This is a genomic window from Sphingomonas sp. Leaf20, from assembly GCF_001421535.1.
Classification (GTDB): Bacteria; Pseudomonadota; Alphaproteobacteria; order Sphingomonadales; family Sphingomonadaceae; genus Sphingomonas.
Window position 1 is genome coordinate 636,609 of record NZ_LMKN01000009.1, and the last position, 16,239, is coordinate 652,847.

Annotated in this window: 18 protein-coding genes; 12 read left to right on the forward strand and 6 right to left on the reverse strand. The window is 66.7% G+C overall.

All coding sequences use genetic code 11. From position 1 onward, the window contains the following. The first annotated feature begins 2 nt into the window (after positions 1–2). The 4 genes from ASE72_RS16260 to ASE72_RS16275 all read left to right on the forward strand — a co-directional run bounded on the left by ASE72_RS16260 (position 3) and on the right by ASE72_RS16275 (position 4,769). Entirely contained in the window at positions 3–806 is an 804-nt protein-coding gene (locus ASE72_RS16260; protein ID WP_056023686.1) for an SDR family NAD(P)-dependent oxidoreductase, read from the forward strand. A gap of 131 nt (positions 807–937) precedes the next feature. Then, a complete protein-coding gene (locus ASE72_RS16265; RefSeq protein WP_056024368.1) occupies positions 938–1,345 on the forward strand; it encodes a DUF2946 family protein in 408 nt (135 codons plus the stop codon). Positions 1,346–1,431: 86 nt separating this feature from the next. After that, positions 1,432–3,645, forward strand: a complete 2,214-nt coding sequence (locus ASE72_RS16270) for a TonB-dependent receptor (RefSeq protein ID WP_235532399.1) — start codon at positions 1,432–1,434, stop codon at positions 3,643–3,645. A gap of 2 nt (positions 3,646–3,647) precedes the next feature. Then, on the forward strand, positions 3,648–4,769 hold the full coding sequence (locus ASE72_RS16275) for a PepSY-associated TM helix domain-containing protein (RefSeq protein WP_056023689.1): 1,122 nt from the start codon (positions 3,648–3,650) through the stop codon (positions 4,767–4,769). Between the two features lie 85 nt (positions 4,770–4,854). Here ASE72_RS16275 and ASE72_RS16280 read toward each other — a convergent pair whose 3' ends face one another. From ASE72_RS16280 to ASE72_RS16305, 6 genes are all read right to left on the reverse strand, one after another. Further along, positions 4,855–7,329, reverse strand: a complete 2,475-nt coding sequence (locus tag ASE72_RS16280) for a TonB-dependent receptor plug domain-containing protein (RefSeq protein WP_082446164.1) — start codon at positions 7,327–7,329, stop codon at positions 4,855–4,857. A gap of 177 nt (positions 7,330–7,506) precedes the next feature. After that, positions 7,507–9,612 (reverse strand): glutaminase family protein, encoded by a 2,106-nt coding sequence (locus ASE72_RS16285; RefSeq protein ID WP_156350552.1) that lies wholly within the window; start codon positions 9,610–9,612, stop codon positions 7,507–7,509. 316 nt (positions 9,613–9,928) lie between these two features. After that, positions 9,929–10,303 (reverse strand): hypothetical protein, encoded by a 375-nt coding sequence (locus tag ASE72_RS16290; protein ID WP_156350554.1) that lies wholly within the window; start codon positions 10,301–10,303, stop codon positions 9,929–9,931. Positions 10,304–10,375: 72 nt separating this feature from the next. Beyond that, positions 10,376–10,834, reverse strand: a complete 459-nt coding sequence (locus tag ASE72_RS16295) for a hypothetical protein (RefSeq protein WP_235532400.1) — start codon at positions 10,832–10,834, stop codon at positions 10,376–10,378. A gap of 91 nt (positions 10,835–10,925) precedes the next feature. Next, positions 10,926–11,219, reverse strand: a complete 294-nt coding sequence (locus ASE72_RS16300; protein WP_056023695.1) for a DUF1488 family protein — start codon at positions 11,217–11,219, stop codon at positions 10,926–10,928. Positions 11,220–11,224: 5 nt separating this feature from the next. Further along, positions 11,225–11,515 (reverse strand): hypothetical protein, encoded by a 291-nt coding sequence (locus ASE72_RS16305; protein WP_056024384.1) that lies wholly within the window; start codon positions 11,513–11,515, stop codon positions 11,225–11,227. Between the two features lie 171 nt (positions 11,516–11,686). On the opposite strand from ASE72_RS16305, the gene ASE72_RS16310 reads away from it, so the two are divergent. The 8 genes from ASE72_RS16310 (at position 11,687) to ASE72_RS16340 (ending at position 16,239) form a co-directional block, all read left to right on the forward strand. Then, positions 11,687–12,517, forward strand: coding sequence for an aldo/keto reductase (locus tag ASE72_RS16310; RefSeq protein ID WP_056024387.1), 831 nt, complete (start codon positions 11,687–11,689; stop codon positions 12,515–12,517). Beyond that, positions 12,514–12,645, forward strand: a complete 132-nt coding sequence (locus ASE72_RS21070) for a hypothetical protein (protein WP_268795908.1) — start codon at positions 12,514–12,516, stop codon at positions 12,643–12,645. The genes ASE72_RS16310 and ASE72_RS21070 overlap by 4 nt, the downstream gene beginning before the upstream one ends. Next, complete coding sequence (locus tag ASE72_RS16315; protein WP_056023698.1) at positions 12,645–13,034, forward strand: barstar family protein; 390 nt, start codon at positions 12,645–12,647, stop codon at positions 13,032–13,034. The genes ASE72_RS21070 and ASE72_RS16315 overlap by 1 nt, the downstream gene beginning before the upstream one ends. A gap of 161 nt (positions 13,035–13,195) precedes the next feature. Then, positions 13,196–13,585 (forward strand): DUF6438 domain-containing protein, encoded by a 390-nt coding sequence (locus ASE72_RS16320; protein WP_156350556.1) that lies wholly within the window; start codon positions 13,196–13,198, stop codon positions 13,583–13,585. A gap of 117 nt (positions 13,586–13,702) precedes the next feature. Further along, positions 13,703–13,984 carry an I78 family peptidase inhibitor gene (locus ASE72_RS16325; protein WP_056023704.1) on the forward strand — a complete coding sequence of 94 codons (282 nt, stop codon included), beginning with the start codon at positions 13,703–13,705 and terminating at the stop codon, positions 13,982–13,984. Between the two features lie 37 nt (positions 13,985–14,021). Then, positions 14,022–14,369, forward strand: a complete 348-nt coding sequence (locus ASE72_RS16330) for a hypothetical protein (protein WP_200916320.1) — start codon at positions 14,022–14,024, stop codon at positions 14,367–14,369. 109 nt (positions 14,370–14,478) lie between these two features. Next, the gene (locus ASE72_RS16335) at positions 14,479–15,294 is read left to right on the forward strand and encodes an NIPSNAP family protein (RefSeq protein WP_056023710.1); all 816 of its coding nucleotides are present in this window, start codon (positions 14,479–14,481) and stop codon (positions 15,292–15,294) included. A 201-nt stretch (positions 15,295–15,495) separates the two neighbouring features. Beyond that, on the forward strand, positions 15,496–16,239 hold the full coding sequence (locus tag ASE72_RS16340; RefSeq protein ID WP_056023713.1) for a 3-keto-disaccharide hydrolase: 744 nt from the start codon (positions 15,496–15,498) through the stop codon (positions 16,237–16,239).

Below are 16,239 nucleotides of genomic sequence, written 5' to 3' on the forward strand. Positions count from 1 at the left end.
TCATGGATTTGGGTATCAAGGGTCGTATCGCGCTGATCAGCGGCGCGGATTCGGGGATGGGCAAGGAGACGGCACGACTGCTGCTCGAGGCGGGCGTGCGCGTCGCGATCACCGATCAGCCGGGCGGTACGCTCGACGATGCACTGGCCGAACTGTCGCCGCTCGGCGAGGTCGTCGCGGTGACGGGCGACGTGACCAGCATCGACGATGTCCGCGCCATCTGGGCAGAGGTTCGCAAGCGGCTGGGCAACCCCGATATCTACGTCAACGCAGCGGGCGTGACGGGTGCCACGGGCGATTTCCTCGACGTCGACGATGCCGGCTGGCAGCAGACGCTCGACATCAATCTGATGGGCGCGGTGCGCATGTGCCGCGAGGCGATCCCGGCGATGCGCGACAGCGGCTGGGGCCGGATCGTGCTGTTCGCCTCCGAGGATGCGGTTCAGCCCTATGTCGACGAGCTGGCCTATTGCGCGTCGAAGGCGGGGATCCTCAGCCTCGCGAAAGGGCTGTCCAAGGCCTATGGCGGCGACAATGTCCTCGTGAACACCGTCTCGCCTGCGTTCATCGCGACGCCGATGACCGACAAGATGATGCGCAAGCGCGCCGAGGAGCGCGGCGAAAGCTTTGACGCAGCAATTGATAGCTTCCTCGAGGAGGAGCGTCCCGGCATGGTGCTCAAGCGCCGGGGCCGGGCCGAGGAGGTCGCCGCCGCCGTCGCATTCCTGTGCTCGGAGCGCGCCAGCTTCATCAACGGCGCGGGCATACGGGTCGATTCCGGGTCGGTGTTCACGATCGCCGGATGACCCGGACGCCGTGCGATTGACGCTCGGGCAGGCCGGCGCGGCGATCCGCTGAACACGGCGCGCGCCGGTGACGGGGCGGTAGGGCGGAATGTCCGGGTGACACGCTGCTCCCGCCCCGGTACTTGCCCGGCGTGCAGGCCATTCGCCACCTTCTCGCGCAACGCCATCTGGCCGTGCTGCTGTGCGTGGCGACGCTGTTGCTCAAGGTGCTGGTACCCACCGGCTACATGATCGCGAGCGATCACGGCCAGATCGTCATCACGCTCTGTCCGGGCGCCGGTCCGGTCACGACGAACGATATGCCCGGAATGCACGGGGATATGCCCGATCACGGCAAGGCGGGCGATCACGGCAAGGCCGAGATGCCGTGCGCCTTCTCCGGCCTCTCGGCCGCCGTGATCAACGCGATCGACCCGGTCCAGCTTGCCAGCCTGATCGCCTTCATCCTCGCCGTCGGCGTGGTAGCGACGCGCGTGCCCGCGCCAGCAAGACCGGCCTTTCTACGCCCGCCGTTGCGCGCACCACCCGCTTACCTCTGACCCGTCATCCCGCGCCGTTCCCGTCGGCGCGTTCGTGAATTGCGGCCTGCGCCATCGTCGGCGCCGGGCCGGCCAGAGGTATTCCCATGCTCCGATCCTATTTGCTGACAGGCGCGGCCGTGCCCTGTCTGTTGCTCGCCGTTCCGGTCAGCGCACAGAGGCGCGACATCGCCGTCGACCGCACCGACGCGACGATCATCGTCACCGGCCAGCGCGACCCCCTCAAGCTCGACGACCAGGCGCAGGCGGGCAGTCGCCTCGGTCTCTCGATCCGCGAAACACCGGCGAGCGTCGAGGTACTGACACAGGACGACCTGCAGATCCGCGGTCTGCGTACCGCGCGCGAGGCGTTCAACGACGTGGTGGGCGCTATCGCCGGCAACGTGCCGGGCAATCCGGCGGTCGTCAGCCTGCGCGGCTTCGCGGGCAACACCGTGTCGATCCTTCAGGACGGGGTGCGGGTTTCGGCGTCGACCGTCGTCCAGCGCGACAGCAACACCTGGCATTATGACCGGGTCGAGGTGCTGAAGGGGCCGGCGTCCGTCCTCTATGGCGAGGGCGCGTTGGCCGGGGTCATCAACAAGGTGACGCGCAAGCCGGTGCTGGGCGAACGCCACCTCGATACGCTGCTCTCGGTCGGCAGCTTCGCCACGGTCTTTGCAGCGGGCGGGGTCAATCTGCCGCTATCCTCCACGATCGCGGTGCGCGCGGACGCCAGCTACCAGCGATCGGACAGCCTCTATGACGTCGACAACAACGACACGCTCTCGGCCGGACTGACCGCGAGCGCGCTGTGGCGGCCAAGCGACCGCCTTTCGCTGCTGGTCGCGGTCGATCATTTCGAGGATCGCTATGACGCGACCTATCAGGGCCTGCCGCTGATCCCGGGCCAATATGCCCTGCGCCCTACCGACGCCGTCACGTCGGCAAGTGGGCTGGTCGCAGATCGTGCGCTGCGTCGGCGCAACTATAACCCGCAGGGCGCCTATTCGGGCGCGAACGAGACGACGATCCGCTCACGCCTCGACTGGACAATCGACGGCGGGTGGAGCGTTGCGCTCGACCTGACAGGCTACACCGCCGACCGTGCGTTCCTGCTCGCGGACAGCCAGAGCTTTGTCGCGCCGACCGCGGCGTTTCCGCATGGCAGCTTCCGTCAGACCTATCAGGACTTCCGGCACGATCACCGGTTCTGGAACGCGCGCGGGGTCGTGGGGAACGACAGCCGTATCGCCGGTCTGCGCAACCGCTTCAGCCTTGGGATCGAGCATAACGATACCGATTTCGTCAGCCTGCGACAGACCGCGGCGGCGGCAACGCTGCCGGCGGTGGACGTCCGCAATCCGGCGGTCGTCCCCCTGCCCAGCGGAACGGCGATCTTCACCGCGGGCAACGTCACGTTCGACTCGGGGCTGAAGCAGAGCTCGGTGTTCGTGGAGGACGCGCTGAACCTGACACCCAGATGGCTGCTGGTCGGCGGGGTGCGCTGGGATCACATGGCGCTCGATCGCGCGACGACACAGAATGCGACCGGCGCGGTCGATCGAAACAGCCCGACCTTCGACCCCGTGTCGTGGCGGGCGGGAACGACGTGGGACGTGACCCCGGGAGTAACGCTCTACGCGCAATACACGACGGCCGTATCGCCGGTGTCGTCGATCCTGCTGGCGTCGATCGCCAACAGCCGGTTCCGGCTGACCACGGGCCGCGCCTATGAGGCCGGGTTCAAGGCAAGCACATGGGGCGGACGGGCGAGCGTTACGGGTGCGGCGTACCGTATCGCGCAACGCGATATTCTGACGCGCGACCCCGGCAACCCGGCGCTCGCCGTACAGGGTGGCCGACAATCCTCTCAGGGTGTCGAGCTGTCCGGTGTCGTCGCGCCCGTACCGGCGCTGCGGCTGTCGGGCGGCGTGTCCTACACCGACGCGCGGTATGACGAACTGTCCGAACTGGTGGCGGGCGTGCGGATCGACCGCAGTGGCAACCGCCCGATCAACATCCCCTCCACCACGGTCAACGCGTCGGCGCTCTTCACGATCGCGCGCAGCGTCACGCTCGGCGGTTTCCTGCGTCACGCCGGTGCGTTCTACACCGATACCGCGAACACGATCCGGGTGGCCGGGCATAGCGTGCTGGACGCCAGCGTGTCGTTCCCGGTCGCGGCGCACGCGACGCTGACGCTGCGCGGGCGAAATCTGACGGACGCGTTCTACGGCGAGTATTCCGGCTACCCGTCGACCAACGTCTATATCGGCGCGCCGCGATCGTTCGAAGTCGCACTCGCGACACGGTTCTGAGCATGGCGGGGCATCACCGATCCGCCGCATCACGCGCGCGCATCCTCGTCCGCCGTCTGCATCTCTGGCTGGGGTTGAGCCTCGGCCTGCTGTTCGTCGTGCTCGGGCTGACGGGGTCGGCGCTGGTCTTCTACACCAGCATCGACGCAGCGCTGCATCCAGCGATCCAGGCGCGGCAGAACGATCCCGCGCCAGCCATGACCTCGCCTGCATGGGATCGCGCGCTGGCAACCGGGCGCGCCCGCTGGCACGATGCGCAGGGCAAGTGGACGTTCGAGGTGACGCGCGAGAGCGGCGCGATCCAGGCCCGCTATTATCCCGCGCCCGGGCATCACGCCGACCGGACGATGGTCTGGTTCTCGGGCGACGGCACGCACATCGTCCGCGCCGAACCATGGGGCGGCTACCTCATGACCTGGCTCTACGAGCTTCACATGCAGCTGCTCGCCGGTGACGTCGGTGGACAGGTGGTCGGATGGTCGGGTGTCGCGCTGCTGCTGCTGCTGATCAGCGGCGTCGTCGCGTGGTGGCCGCGCGGAAGCTGGCGCAAGGCGCTCGCGTTCAAGCGCGACGCCGCCCCGATCCGCCGGCTTCGCGACGTGCACAAGCTGTCCGCGCTCTGGAGCATGCCCTTGCTGTTCGTGTTGGTCGCGACCGGCGTGCTGCTCGCGCTGCCATCGGTCACGCAGACGCTGCTGCACCCAGCCCCCATCCCCGCACCGAAGTCACCGCACGGTGGCGCAGGCCGGACCACGATCGTGCAGGCGTTCCGGCTGGCACAGCACGCGTTGCCTGGCGGTCGCATCGTCTTCATCGACATGCCGACCGCCCCGGAAACGCCGATCCGGGTGCGTCTCCAGATGCCCGGCGACCCCCACCCCCGGTTCCCCGGCAGCTATGTGTTCGTGGATCGGCCCTCAGGCCGGGTGCTCGCAGTGCATGATGTCCGGCGAGGCGGCACCGGTTCGGTCGTCGCGCGCTGGATCCGCACGTTGCACGACGGCACGGTCGGGGGTCTGGCGACACGCGTTCTCGCGGTCGGACTGGGCTTCGTTCCGGCGGTGCTGTTCGCGACGGGCTTGCTCCACTGGCTGCGGCGGCGGCGCGCCGCACGGGGGGGCTGATGCCCGTTCGTCGTCGCTCCAGCCCGCGGGTCGCCAGGCGAGGAAGGAAAGGCGACGCGGATCGCCGCCTTTCCAGGGAAGCAGCTTACCAGTTCACCCCGAGGCGCGCGTAGAGGTAGCGGCCGTTGAAGCCGAACGGCGAGTAATAGGGGAAGCCCAGCACCCCGGTCGAGTTGTTCGCCGCGATCGTTCGATCCGGATAGACGTCGAACACGTTGCTCACCCCCAGCCCGATCTGCGCGCCCTTCGCCGCGGCATAGCGCAGCTCGAGATCGGTGATCGCGTGCTTGCCCGTATGGACGTCGGCGCTGGCGATCGTTCCCGCCTGATTGACGTTGCCATAATAGGTCACGCGGGCGAGCGCGCCGATCTCGTCGAGCGACCAGTCGAGCGTGCCGGTCACCTTTTGCTGCGGCGTCCCGTCCTCGAGCGTCAGGATGCGGCTGCGGGCGAACAGGGTGGGCGCAGGGTTGAGCGTCGCGGTGGAGGTGGGCACGCGCGTCACCTTCACGTCGTTGATGTTGCCGGCCAGCGTGAGATCGAACGCCCCGGCGGTCGCGGTCCGCAGCCGGTAGTGCGCGACCACGTCGATCCCCTTGGTGGTCGACGCCAGCCCGTTGATGAAGAACCGCGCCGCCGAGACGTTGAACGGGTTCAGCAGTCCCGCGACCTGCGGGCTGAACGTCGCAGCGATGTTCTCCGACAGGCCGATCTGGTCGCGGATATGGATGCGGTAGGCGTCCACCGTCAGGTCGAAGCCGCCGGCGCGGATGACCGTACCGACCGACAAATTGGTCGACTTTTCGGGCTCGAGCGGCAACCCGCCGAGCGCGGTACCGACCGCGCTGGTCGACGGGTAGGTGCCGGTCTGGATCGGCACGCCGTTGGTGACGACCTGCGCGACCTGCGTGAAATATTGCTGCTGGAGCGACGGCGCGCGGAAGCCCGTCGAGGCGGTGCCGCGCACCGCGAACCAGTCGGCGATATCGTAGCGCGCCGAGACCTTGCCCGTCGCGGTGGTGCCGAAGTCCGAATAGTCCTCGGCGCGCCCCGCAATCCCGAGCAGCAGCGAGTCGGTCACCTGCGCGTCGAGATCGAGGTAGATGCTGCCGTTACGCCGGCTCCGCTCGGTCGCGTTGAGCGGCGAGAAGCCGCCAAATCCCTGCGCGCCGGGCGCCACGCTGGTACCGGCGGGAATACCGGTGACCGTCCCCGCCACCGGATAGCCGTAGGATGCAAGCTCCCCCGCGGTGATCTTGTACCCCTCACGCCGTCCCTCGATCCCGAAGGCGACGTTGAGCGACTGGAACACGTCGAACTTGCGCGTGACGTCGAGCCCGGCGACATATTGGTCATAGGCGAGCGACCCGTCGTCGAACGTGCGCGGGGTCGCGGTCCCGAAGGCGTAGTTTGCCGAGTTGAGCGTCCGGAAGACGATCGTGTTGCGGCCATAGCTGAGCGACAGGTCGATATCGAACCCCGCGGCGTCGCCACGCAGCCCCACCGCCGAGTTGATGTCCTTCGACTTGGTGTTGATGATCGGCAGGAAGCCGGCGGAATAGCCCGCCCGATCGAGCAACGGCTGCGCGGCGGTCGTCGCGATCCGCGGGAATGCCGCGCTGCGGCTGTCGCGGTCCTGATAGCCGCCGAACGCATAGACGCTCAGATGATCGGTGAGCGACGTCCCCGCGTTGACGAAGCCGGTATATTGCTCGACCGCGGGATCGCCGTAGCGGCCGGTCACACGGGTCGGGCTGACGCGCGGATCGAAGTCCGCACGATTGGTCGGCAACCGCTTGGTGTACTCGCCCGACACGGTCAGATAGCCGTCCCGGCCAAACCCGATGCCCTGCCATACCGATGCGGTCAGCGCGTGCTCGCCGGTGACGTCGCGGCTGCCGCGCGCGGTGTCGACCTCGGTATTGTAGAAGCCGTAGGTCACCTGCGCCCCGCCGCCGCTGCGCGCCTGCCGCAGCCTGAGATTGACGACACCCGCGATCGCGTCCGAGCCATATTGCGCCGATGCACCGTCGCGCAGCACCTCGATCCGGTCGAGCGCGACGGTCGGGATCGTGTTCAGATCGACCGCCGCCGATCCGCGCCCGACGGTGCCGTTGGTATTGAGCAGCGCCGAGGTATGCCCACGAATGCCGTTGACCAGCACCAGTGTCTGGTCGGGCGACAGACCGCGAAGCGTCGCTGGGCGGATTGCGTCGGTGCCGTCGTTGGCGGCGGGGCGCGGGAAGTCGATCGACGGCGCGATCGCCGACAGCGCCGCGCCGAGCTCGGTCGTTCCCTGCCGTTGCAGGCTGGCGCCGCTGAGCACGTCGACCGGCGATGCGCTGTCCAGACGGCTTCGTCCCTCGACGCGCGTGCCGGTGACGATGATGTCGTCACCCTCCTCGGGCGTCGATGCAGAGTCCGCGACGGGTGCCGCCTGCTCCTCTTCGGACTGGCCCCGGACGGGGAGTTGCGCCTGCCGTTGCGCCGAAGCGGGGGACGCCTGTCCGGCGGCCGTCGCGAGTGCGGCGGCGGTGAGCAGAAGCTCGGTGACCATCATTTCGTATTACCCCTGTCGAATCCCGCCGCCCGCCCGCGCGCTTGCACAGGCGACAGCGAACCGCCGATCTAGACCGAGCCGACCACGCAGGCTGGCTAGAAAAACTTGTGCTGACAGGGGCTTCGGCTTTGCTGCACTGCAGCAACGGGCTCATGCAGGCTCACCCGGCGATCCGCGTCACTGCGGCTTTCGCGCGCGCCCGGCCCATTTGCTCCATACCGCCGGCGCCGTGAGCATTTTCATGTACACGCCGCCGACTACGGCGCGCGCCTGGAACCCGACCTGCGCCCCGTCCTTCGTCTCGTACCAGTCGCTGAGCGGCACGCGACTGGGCGTTTCACGCATGTAGCGGTGCACCGGCGCGATCAGCTGCTCGAACTCCGACCGGTCGTCGGACAGCGTCGCGCTCCAGACGATCCAGTCGAGCTTGGTATAGGTCTTTCGGCTATCCAGCGGCAGGCCGTATGGCTGCTGGTTCTTCAGGTAGAAACCGACCTCCTGACGCAACAGCGATGCGGGGAACAGGTTGCGCCCCAGCACCTTGTCCCAGGCGAGATTGTATTTCTGGCTCCACGTACCGGGGCGGTCGAATGCCAGCCGTGTATGGTCGCCGTCCTGCGCCATCGTGAGCCACTTGGCGGCCATCTGCCGCGACAGCGCGCGATACCGCGTCGCTTCCGCCTTCTTGCCGAGCAGCCGGGCGAGCTCGGCATAGCTGTCGAGCGCACTGATCGCCTTGATCGACAGATTGGTGTTGTGCGCGAGGTGGCCGGCAAAATCGTCGGTGCTCAGCTGATTCTCGGGATCGAGGCCCTTGTCGCGCAGATAGGCCGCCCAGCGTTGCAGCAGCGGCCAATAGCGTTCCGCAAGGTCGGCATTGCCGCGGATCTTCGCGATCGCGCCGACCATCAGCAGCATGTTGCCGCTTTCCTCGACCGGCATCTGGTCGTCCTCGCTGCGCTCGCCGCCGCCATAGACCTGGCCGTTCGCCTGCGGATAAGTGCCGATGTCATGCGGCGCGAAGGGGAAGCGCCAGCGCGGCATCTGCGCATAGTCGAGGATCGGGCGCAGCTGCGCCTCGAGCAGATCGGGATTGAGCAACAGGAAGAAGGGCGACGTCGGATAGGTGATGTCGACCGTGGCGATGCAGCCATTGCTGAAATTCTCCTTGGAGAAATACAGCGGTCGTCCGTCGATGTCGGCGACGAGCTTGTGCGCGGCGAGCGTCTGCCGGTACGCCACCACCGCGATCTCCGCATAGGCACGGCCGCCGACGCGTTCCAGGTCGGCGGTGAGTTCGCGGTCGAATGCCTCGCCGCGTTTGCGCAGAGCCGGTTCCTCCGCCTCCGCCTTCAGCAGGAGGTCGGCCATCGTCATGCCGTCGCGCCGCCAATAGGCGGGCAGCCGCCGCTTGAAATACTCGATTCCGTCGATGTCGTCATAGGCGACCATCGCGCGCCGCGTGTCTGCGGTCACGCCGACGTCGCCGAAGTCGACCAGCATGGCCATCGCCGGCCGGTCCTGATGCGCGAGCCGCGGCATCGCCATGTCGTCGGCGTCGGGCATCCGGCCGGACTTGAGGAATCGATCGCGTCCGCTTTCGCCAATCGTCGCGGTCATGGTCCCCGCCTGTCGCGGCACGGCGAGCTGTGCCCAGCCCCAGTCGATACGCAGATTGTCGCCGACCTTCTCCAACACCTGCTGCGTGTTGGTACCGATCCGCATCACGGCCATGTCGCCGACGCGGCTGGTGCCCCAGACGACGGATTGCTGTTCGTTGTCGACCGCGAGCTGCGCGCTTGCGTCGAAGTACAACTGCACGGCGTGGCGGCGCGCGTCGGTCGCGCGCACGGTCCAGCTCAGATACGTCACCGGCCGCGAGAGCAGATCGAGATCGTCGGGCAGCGCGGGCGTGAAGAACGTCGCGGTCAACCGGACACCCCCGCCTTCATACTCGTAGCTGGTGCGCGTCGGGGTCAACGCGCGCGACGTCTGCTTCATCGCGTCGCCGGCCCCGCCCCGCCCCATGAAGCGCAGCGGCTTGCCGTCGACACGAAGCCATCCGGTCATTTGCTGGTCCGTACCCGTCCAGTGCCGGGTCGATTGCTCGGTCGTCGTGTCGGCGAAGCTCCAGACGCTGAAATACGGATCATGCGCGATCAGCGGGGTCGCGGGCGTGCGCGTCGTCACGGGTTCCTGCGCGACCAGCGGCTGCGCTGCGCCGCTCGCGCAGAGGAGCGACAGAGCGACCCGGTGCCGGGCAATCGATCGGAGAAATGCCATCTGGGAAGTCCTTCACGAGGCTTTCGCGCGACAGATGCGGCGCAGGAAGCGGGCCGGGGCGAGACGGTTCTCACATCGCGCGGAACCTCGCGCGGCTACCGTCGAATGTCGGAGGCTTTACGTTCGTTCTTGAACGGCGTGCCGGTCAGGGTCGTGGCATCGAACGTCATCCTTCCCGTGGCGACACATCGATCGTGTGTTCCGCGCCCTTCTCGCCGCTGTGATTAATAAGATAAAGCATTTTGTTTTCGTGAGTGTGCAAGGCTTGGCGGGTCATCGTCATCTGAGGCGGATCTGACGAACGATCGATGGCGGATCACCGGGTTTTTTCGCGACGCAGGATCCGCCGACTGACCAGGAGACAAACCAGCCATGCTGGCCCACTGGTCGCAACTAGGATTGCGCCCGGTTGTCCGAGCCCGTCGTGAAGCGCCTCGGGTCGGGCCCAGGGCCATGGCCAGGAGAGGTACAGGCCGTAGACGAGCATCGCGAGTGGCACGACCGTGCCGACGAGGAGGACTGCGCTGGCAGCAGCATTCGGGGCGCTGCGGCTCCGTCTGACGGCGTAACCCAGCAACGCCGTGATCGCTGCGGCTGGCGGCATCACGAATACGCTCAGGATCAGGGTCATCATCATAGGGCGCAGCATGTCGGCCGCAAAGAACGGCTGCAAGTCATCGCCGCGGATCACGATGCGTTAGTGCAGCCGGGCGCGCGGCCCTCCCCTGTTTCGCGAACGCCGCACGGCGTTCGCGAACGCCGGTTAGACCATGAGGAGCAGCGGCAGCGCCGTTCCGATTATCAGCATGAGGATCGATACGCGCCGCGTCGCCGCATTGTTGAGCGCGATCATGACACCCAATACCGACGAGATGCTCAGGCCGACCGACAACAACGCGACGAAGACCTGCATCGGCAGGCGAGACGGCTTGCTGGATGCGGGCGCGGGCTTCGCGATCGGTTGGCCCCGCTCTGCCACGTTCGCGACGGGCCGTTGCTCCTTGCGTTCCGCGCCACGATCGCGGGGCGTTGCGGAATCCTTGTGGACGCTCGCCATCCATACGATCCAGGTCGGCGGCGTACCGCCATAGCCTTTTTCCTCCTGCAGCCGGAATGTCTGCAGCGCGCCGCTGAGCGCGAACAGCAGGATCGCGGGCGTGAAGAACACGCCGATATAATGGTGGATCCGGCGCAACTGCCGCATCGTCTGCGCCTTCATCATGATCATTCCGTCCTTGCCACCTCGTTGGTGAGCGCCGCGGCGCGGAGCTTCAGCCTCGCCGTCGGTCGAGCGTAACGCCGATGTGCGTCAGCTACTGATCGTCCAAATCCGCGGACGTCAACAATATAGGCGGCTCGCCCCCCAGGCGCTTGACGAATTCGCGCCGGGCAATGTGGTGAATTTCATCCTCATGCTCCTCGAACCCTTCCATCGCGGTCTCGGGGTCCATGCCGTCGAGCGCAGGGTCGATCAGTTCGGCAAGCGCATCCGCGGTGATCAGGAATTCGACGTCGCCCAGATCGGTCGTGCCGACAAAGCCGACGCTTTCGCGTTCCGCAACCCATATGCCGGAACCGCCTTCGAAACGAACGCTGGGCTGCGCCATCGCCGTCAGCCTCCGATCGAGGACGGCGACGCAGGAAGGCGCTCGGCGAGTGACGCGATGCCATCCCCGGCGAACGACGTCGAGGATACGCCGTCGATCAGGACAGCGCGTTCGGTCGTCAGTACCGCCGCCGCCTTGTGCTCGGGATCGAGGTCGACCCACGCCCGCACCGCACCGGCCAGGTTGGTGACTTCGGGAAGGTCGCCATCGCCCCGGGGCACGTTTTCCAGCGCCGCACTCATGCGCCAGTCGATCTCCGGTGTCTTGGTCGTGTCACCCCAGATCGCCTCGGTCATCGTATTCCCTTTCCGTGGTCGCGTCACTCGCTGCGCACCGATCGCGCAAGACGTGCGTCCGATGCAAGCAGGACGCGCCGGTTGGTCCTATTGTTCATTCAAAGCGCGGGATCGATCGCACGCCCGCGCGTTCTGAAGGCGAACGCGGCGACTGCGCCGCAGGAGATCGAGATGCGTACCGTCCAAATCGCGAAAGACACGCATGCGCCCTGCCTCGGACAGGGGACATGGAACATGGGCGAGAACCCTGCACGGCGCGCGGAGGAGATCGCCGCGCTGCGGACCGGTGTCGAGCTTGGCATGACGCTCATCGACACGGCGGAGATGTACGAGGACGGCGCCGCGGAGGAACTGATCGGCGAGGCGCTGGGGCGTGTCCGTGACGATGTGTTCCTCGTGAGCAAGGCGTATCCACAGAACGCGTCGCACGATCGGTTGCAGAGCGCGTGCGAGGCGAGCCTTCGCCGCCTGGGGACGGATCGACTTGACCTGTACTTGCTGCACTGGCGTGGCCGCATACCCTTGTCCGAGACGATCGAGGGAATGCAGGCGCTGACGAAGGCGGGAAAGATCCGTCATTGGGGCGTGAGCAATCTCGATACGCAGGACATGGATGAGCTGATCGATGCCGGCGGCGCCGCGTGCGTGACCGATCAGATCCTCTACAATCTTACGCGCCGCGGCCCCGAACGCGACCTGCTGCCCTGGCTCTCAGGCAATGGCATGTCAGCGATGGCCTATAGCCCGGTCGAGCAAGGCAGGCTGATCGACAATGTGGATCTGGCGCTTATTGCTGCCGACATCGCGGCAACGCCCGCACAGACCGCGCTTGCCTGGACGCTCCGGCACCCGAACGTCATCGCGATCCCGAAAGCGGCCACGATCGGACATGTGCGCGAAAACCGGAACGCCGCCGATCTCGCGTTATCCGACGACATCGTCGCCCGACTGGATGACGCCTTTCCCGCCCCGCGCGGCCCCGTGCCGCTGGAGATGCTATGAGCGCGCGCGGATGCCTGTCGGTCTATCGTCGCAGCGGGCTCTTCGACCGGGAAGCGCATACAAACCTCGCCATGCTCGCGCAGATCCGGCTGCAGGCACCAGAAATCATGCAGGCCCGTCTGCCGTGATGAAGACGCTGACGATCCGTGGCGAGAATATCGTCGATATCCCCACCTTCTATGCCGAGATCAACCGGGTCTTCATGGCGGGAGAGGATTGGCAGTTGGCCAACAGCCTCGATGCGTTGGACGACCTGCTCTATGGCGGCTATGGCGCGATCACGGGACGCGAGCTGGTCCGCCTTGTCTGGCAGGATATGGCGCAAAGCCGCGCGGCGCTCGGCATCGAGGCAACGCGTGCCTTTCTGTCCGAAAAGATGCAGAGGCCCGACATATTCAACGTAGGCGTGATCGGTCGTCAGCTCGACGCGCTGCGCCACGGCACGGGGCAGACCTATTTCGAAATCGTGCTCGAGATCATCGGTGATCATCGAAACATCGAGCTCGTGCCGGCGTGACCCGAGAGGCTTGGGATCGACCGGCAGCCAATGACAGAAGGGCGATGATGATGGTGCGTACGATCGGATTGATAGCGGGGGTTATCGCGCTCGGCGGATGCACGACCGACACAAACGTGGGGCCGCGAGCAGGCGCACCCTCGAAACCGCAAATCCGCAGCGTGACCTACGCGACGACACCGTGCCACGGGACCTGCCCGGTCTATACCGTGACGGTCGCGGCCGACGGTGCCGGCGTGTTTACCGGCACCAGCCACACGGCGACGTTCGGCGAACACCGGTTCAAAGCGACACCCGCGCAGGTCGGCGATTTCTTCACACGGTTGCAGCCCTATCTTCCAGAGGGCGAACGGCTGCTGACCGGTCCGGATGGCTGTCGGATGTACGCGTCCGATCTGCCGTCTGCGGACGTGCGATGGACCGACGGCAGCCGCTCGGGTCACCTCCTGTACGACTATGGCTGCGACCGCGATACGCACCGCGCGATGGCGGACGCGTTGCGGGCCGCGCCGCAGGCGTTGCCGATCGCCGCGTTGATCGGCAATCGCTGACGTGCCTGATCGCGCCGCGCGATAATTGCGGCGGCGACCAAGGCCAGGCCTCACCGGCGTCGTCTTTGGTTCAGCTTGGCCCCGTTATCCGCGGTGCGACCTCGAAGGAGATACGCGATGAAGACGATTATGGCCGGCACGTTGGTGGCATTGCTCGGGCTCGGTGCCTGCGCGGCTACCGGCGCCGCGGACCGTGGCCAAACCGCGGCGTGCAAGGCGGATGCCGCTGCGACGCTGGCAGGGCAAGCCGCTCCGGACGACACCGCCATCCTCAAGCGCACCGGGGGCACGATCGTCCGTCGCATCGCGCCGGGCGATCCGACGACGAGGGACTACCGCATCGAGCGCGTCACCGTCACGATCGCCGACGGCCGCATCGTTTCCGCGATCTGCGGCTGAGCGCTCGGACATGGTCAGGTCAAGCCTGCTCCTGACGGTGGCGGCGCTGCTCGCAGGCTGCGCGGGGCAGCGTCCCATCGAGGGTCCGGTGCGCCTGGGCCAGATCGCCGCCGTCAACGGACCCCGCGTGAGAGCCGACAAGGTGATCGAGGACAGCCGCTGTCCGGTCGACACCCAGTGTGTCTGGGCCGGGCGTCTCGTGGTGCGGGTTACCGTTCTGGGCGGCGGGTGGTCCAGGCAACTCGATCTGACGCTTGGCAATCCCGCCAATGTCACTGATGGCAGTCTGACGCTTGTGACAGCAACGCCGCCCAAACGATCGGGCGGGCGACGCGACGGGCCCCTGCCCTATCGGTTCACGTTCCAGTTCCAGGGCGGGCTGTGAGCGTCTGCACGGGTCAACCTATCGGCAGAGAGGCTCGCCGTTGCCCTCATCCATTGACGATGCTGGCGGCATGCGCTTCGTTGCGGAAAATGAGCTTGGAGCAGACATTATGGCGTATCCTGTTGATCGACGTTCGCTGCTCGCCGGTGCCGCGCTGGGGGGCGTGACGCTCGCAAGCGCCGACGCGCGTGCGCAGTCCCGCCCCGGGCCAGCCACCCGACAGGTCATCTACGAGCTTCGAACCTATCATCTGGTCAACGGCCCGATGCGGGCACGCCTCGACGCCTATCTCCGCGAGGCCTTCATCCCCGCCGCGCGACGCGCAGGGTGCGGTCCGGTGGGGGTATTCACGGTCGCCATCGGTGAGGGAAGCCCGAGCGTCCTCGTCCTCGTCGCGCATCCCTCGATGGCGGATTTCCTTGCCATGCCCGACAGGATGGGCTCTGACGCGCGCTATGCCAAGGCGGCCGAGCCGTTTGCCAACGCCACGCCCGAGGCGCCGCCCTACGCCTCGATGGACGTGAAGTTGATGCGGGCCTTCCCGCACGTCCCGGACCTCGAGGTTCCGGACGCCGCCAGTGGCAACGCAGCGCGCATCTTCGAGCTGAGGACGTATTACAGCCATAGCGACAAGTCGGGCGCCACCAAGATCGACATGTTCGACACCGGCGGGGAGATTGCGATATTCCGCCGTACCGGCCTGACGCCGGTCTTCTTTGCCAAGGACCTGACGGGGCATCGTCTTCCCAGCCTGACGTACATGCTGACCTTCCAGGATCTTGCGACGCGCGAGCGGAACTGGAAGACATTCGCCACGGATCCGGCGTGGCGCAAGCTGATCGCGACACCGGGACTTACCGACCCCGAAATCACCACGGGAATAGGAAACCAGATCCTGGCTCCGACGTCCTATTCGCAGATCTGACCAGCCAAGCGGGCTTGGCTCTGCCTCGATCACGTTGCTGACAACTGCGCCATTCGCGTTCGCAACGTCGCCACCACGCACCCATTGGACGCAGCCGGACGCGTTTAGGGCTTTTCTACTGACCTATTATCGTGGAACATGTGCCCCTGATCGTACCGCGCCAACATCCAAAGGCGACGGACCAATCCTTTGGAGAGACTCATGCGTAAGACGGCATGCATAGCGCTGGCCATGTTGGCATTGACCGGATCGACGGTCGCTGTCGCGAAGGACGGCACCGCGAACACACTCACCGCGCGCGAGCGGTCGGCCGGATGGAAACTGCTGTTCGACGGTCGGAATCTCGACGGCTGGGGCTCGTTCTCGGGCGGCGCACCGTCGCCGGCATGGCAGGTGCGCGACGGTGCGCTCGAACTGACCGCGACCAGCGGCAAGATGAGCGGCGGCGATCTCGTCACCGCCGATCGATACGGTGCGTTCGAACTGACGCTCGACTGGAAGGTCCAGGCCGGCGGCAACAGCGGCGTCCTCTATCTCGCGCGCAATCTGCCCGAAACCAAGCAGGTCTACGAGACCGGGCTCGAGATGCAGGTCCTCGACGACGCCGGCCATCCCGACGGCAAGATCCCGTCGCATCACGCGGGTGCGCTCTATGACATCACGATCCCGCCAACGGGCATCTCGCACCCGGCCGGGCAGTGGAACCACGCCCGCCTGCTCGTCGAACCGGGTCGTATCCGGCAATGGCTCAACGGCACGCCGACCGCCGACACCTCCTATGGCGACGAGGCCTGGCGCCAGCGGGTCGCTGCATCGAAATTCGCCAAGATGCCGTTCTTCGGCACGTTCGGGGACGGCGTGATCGCGTTGCAGGACCACGGCGAGCCGGTCGCGTTCCGCAACATCAAGATCCGCCGCATCGGCCCCAGCGCGAAAGCGGGCTGA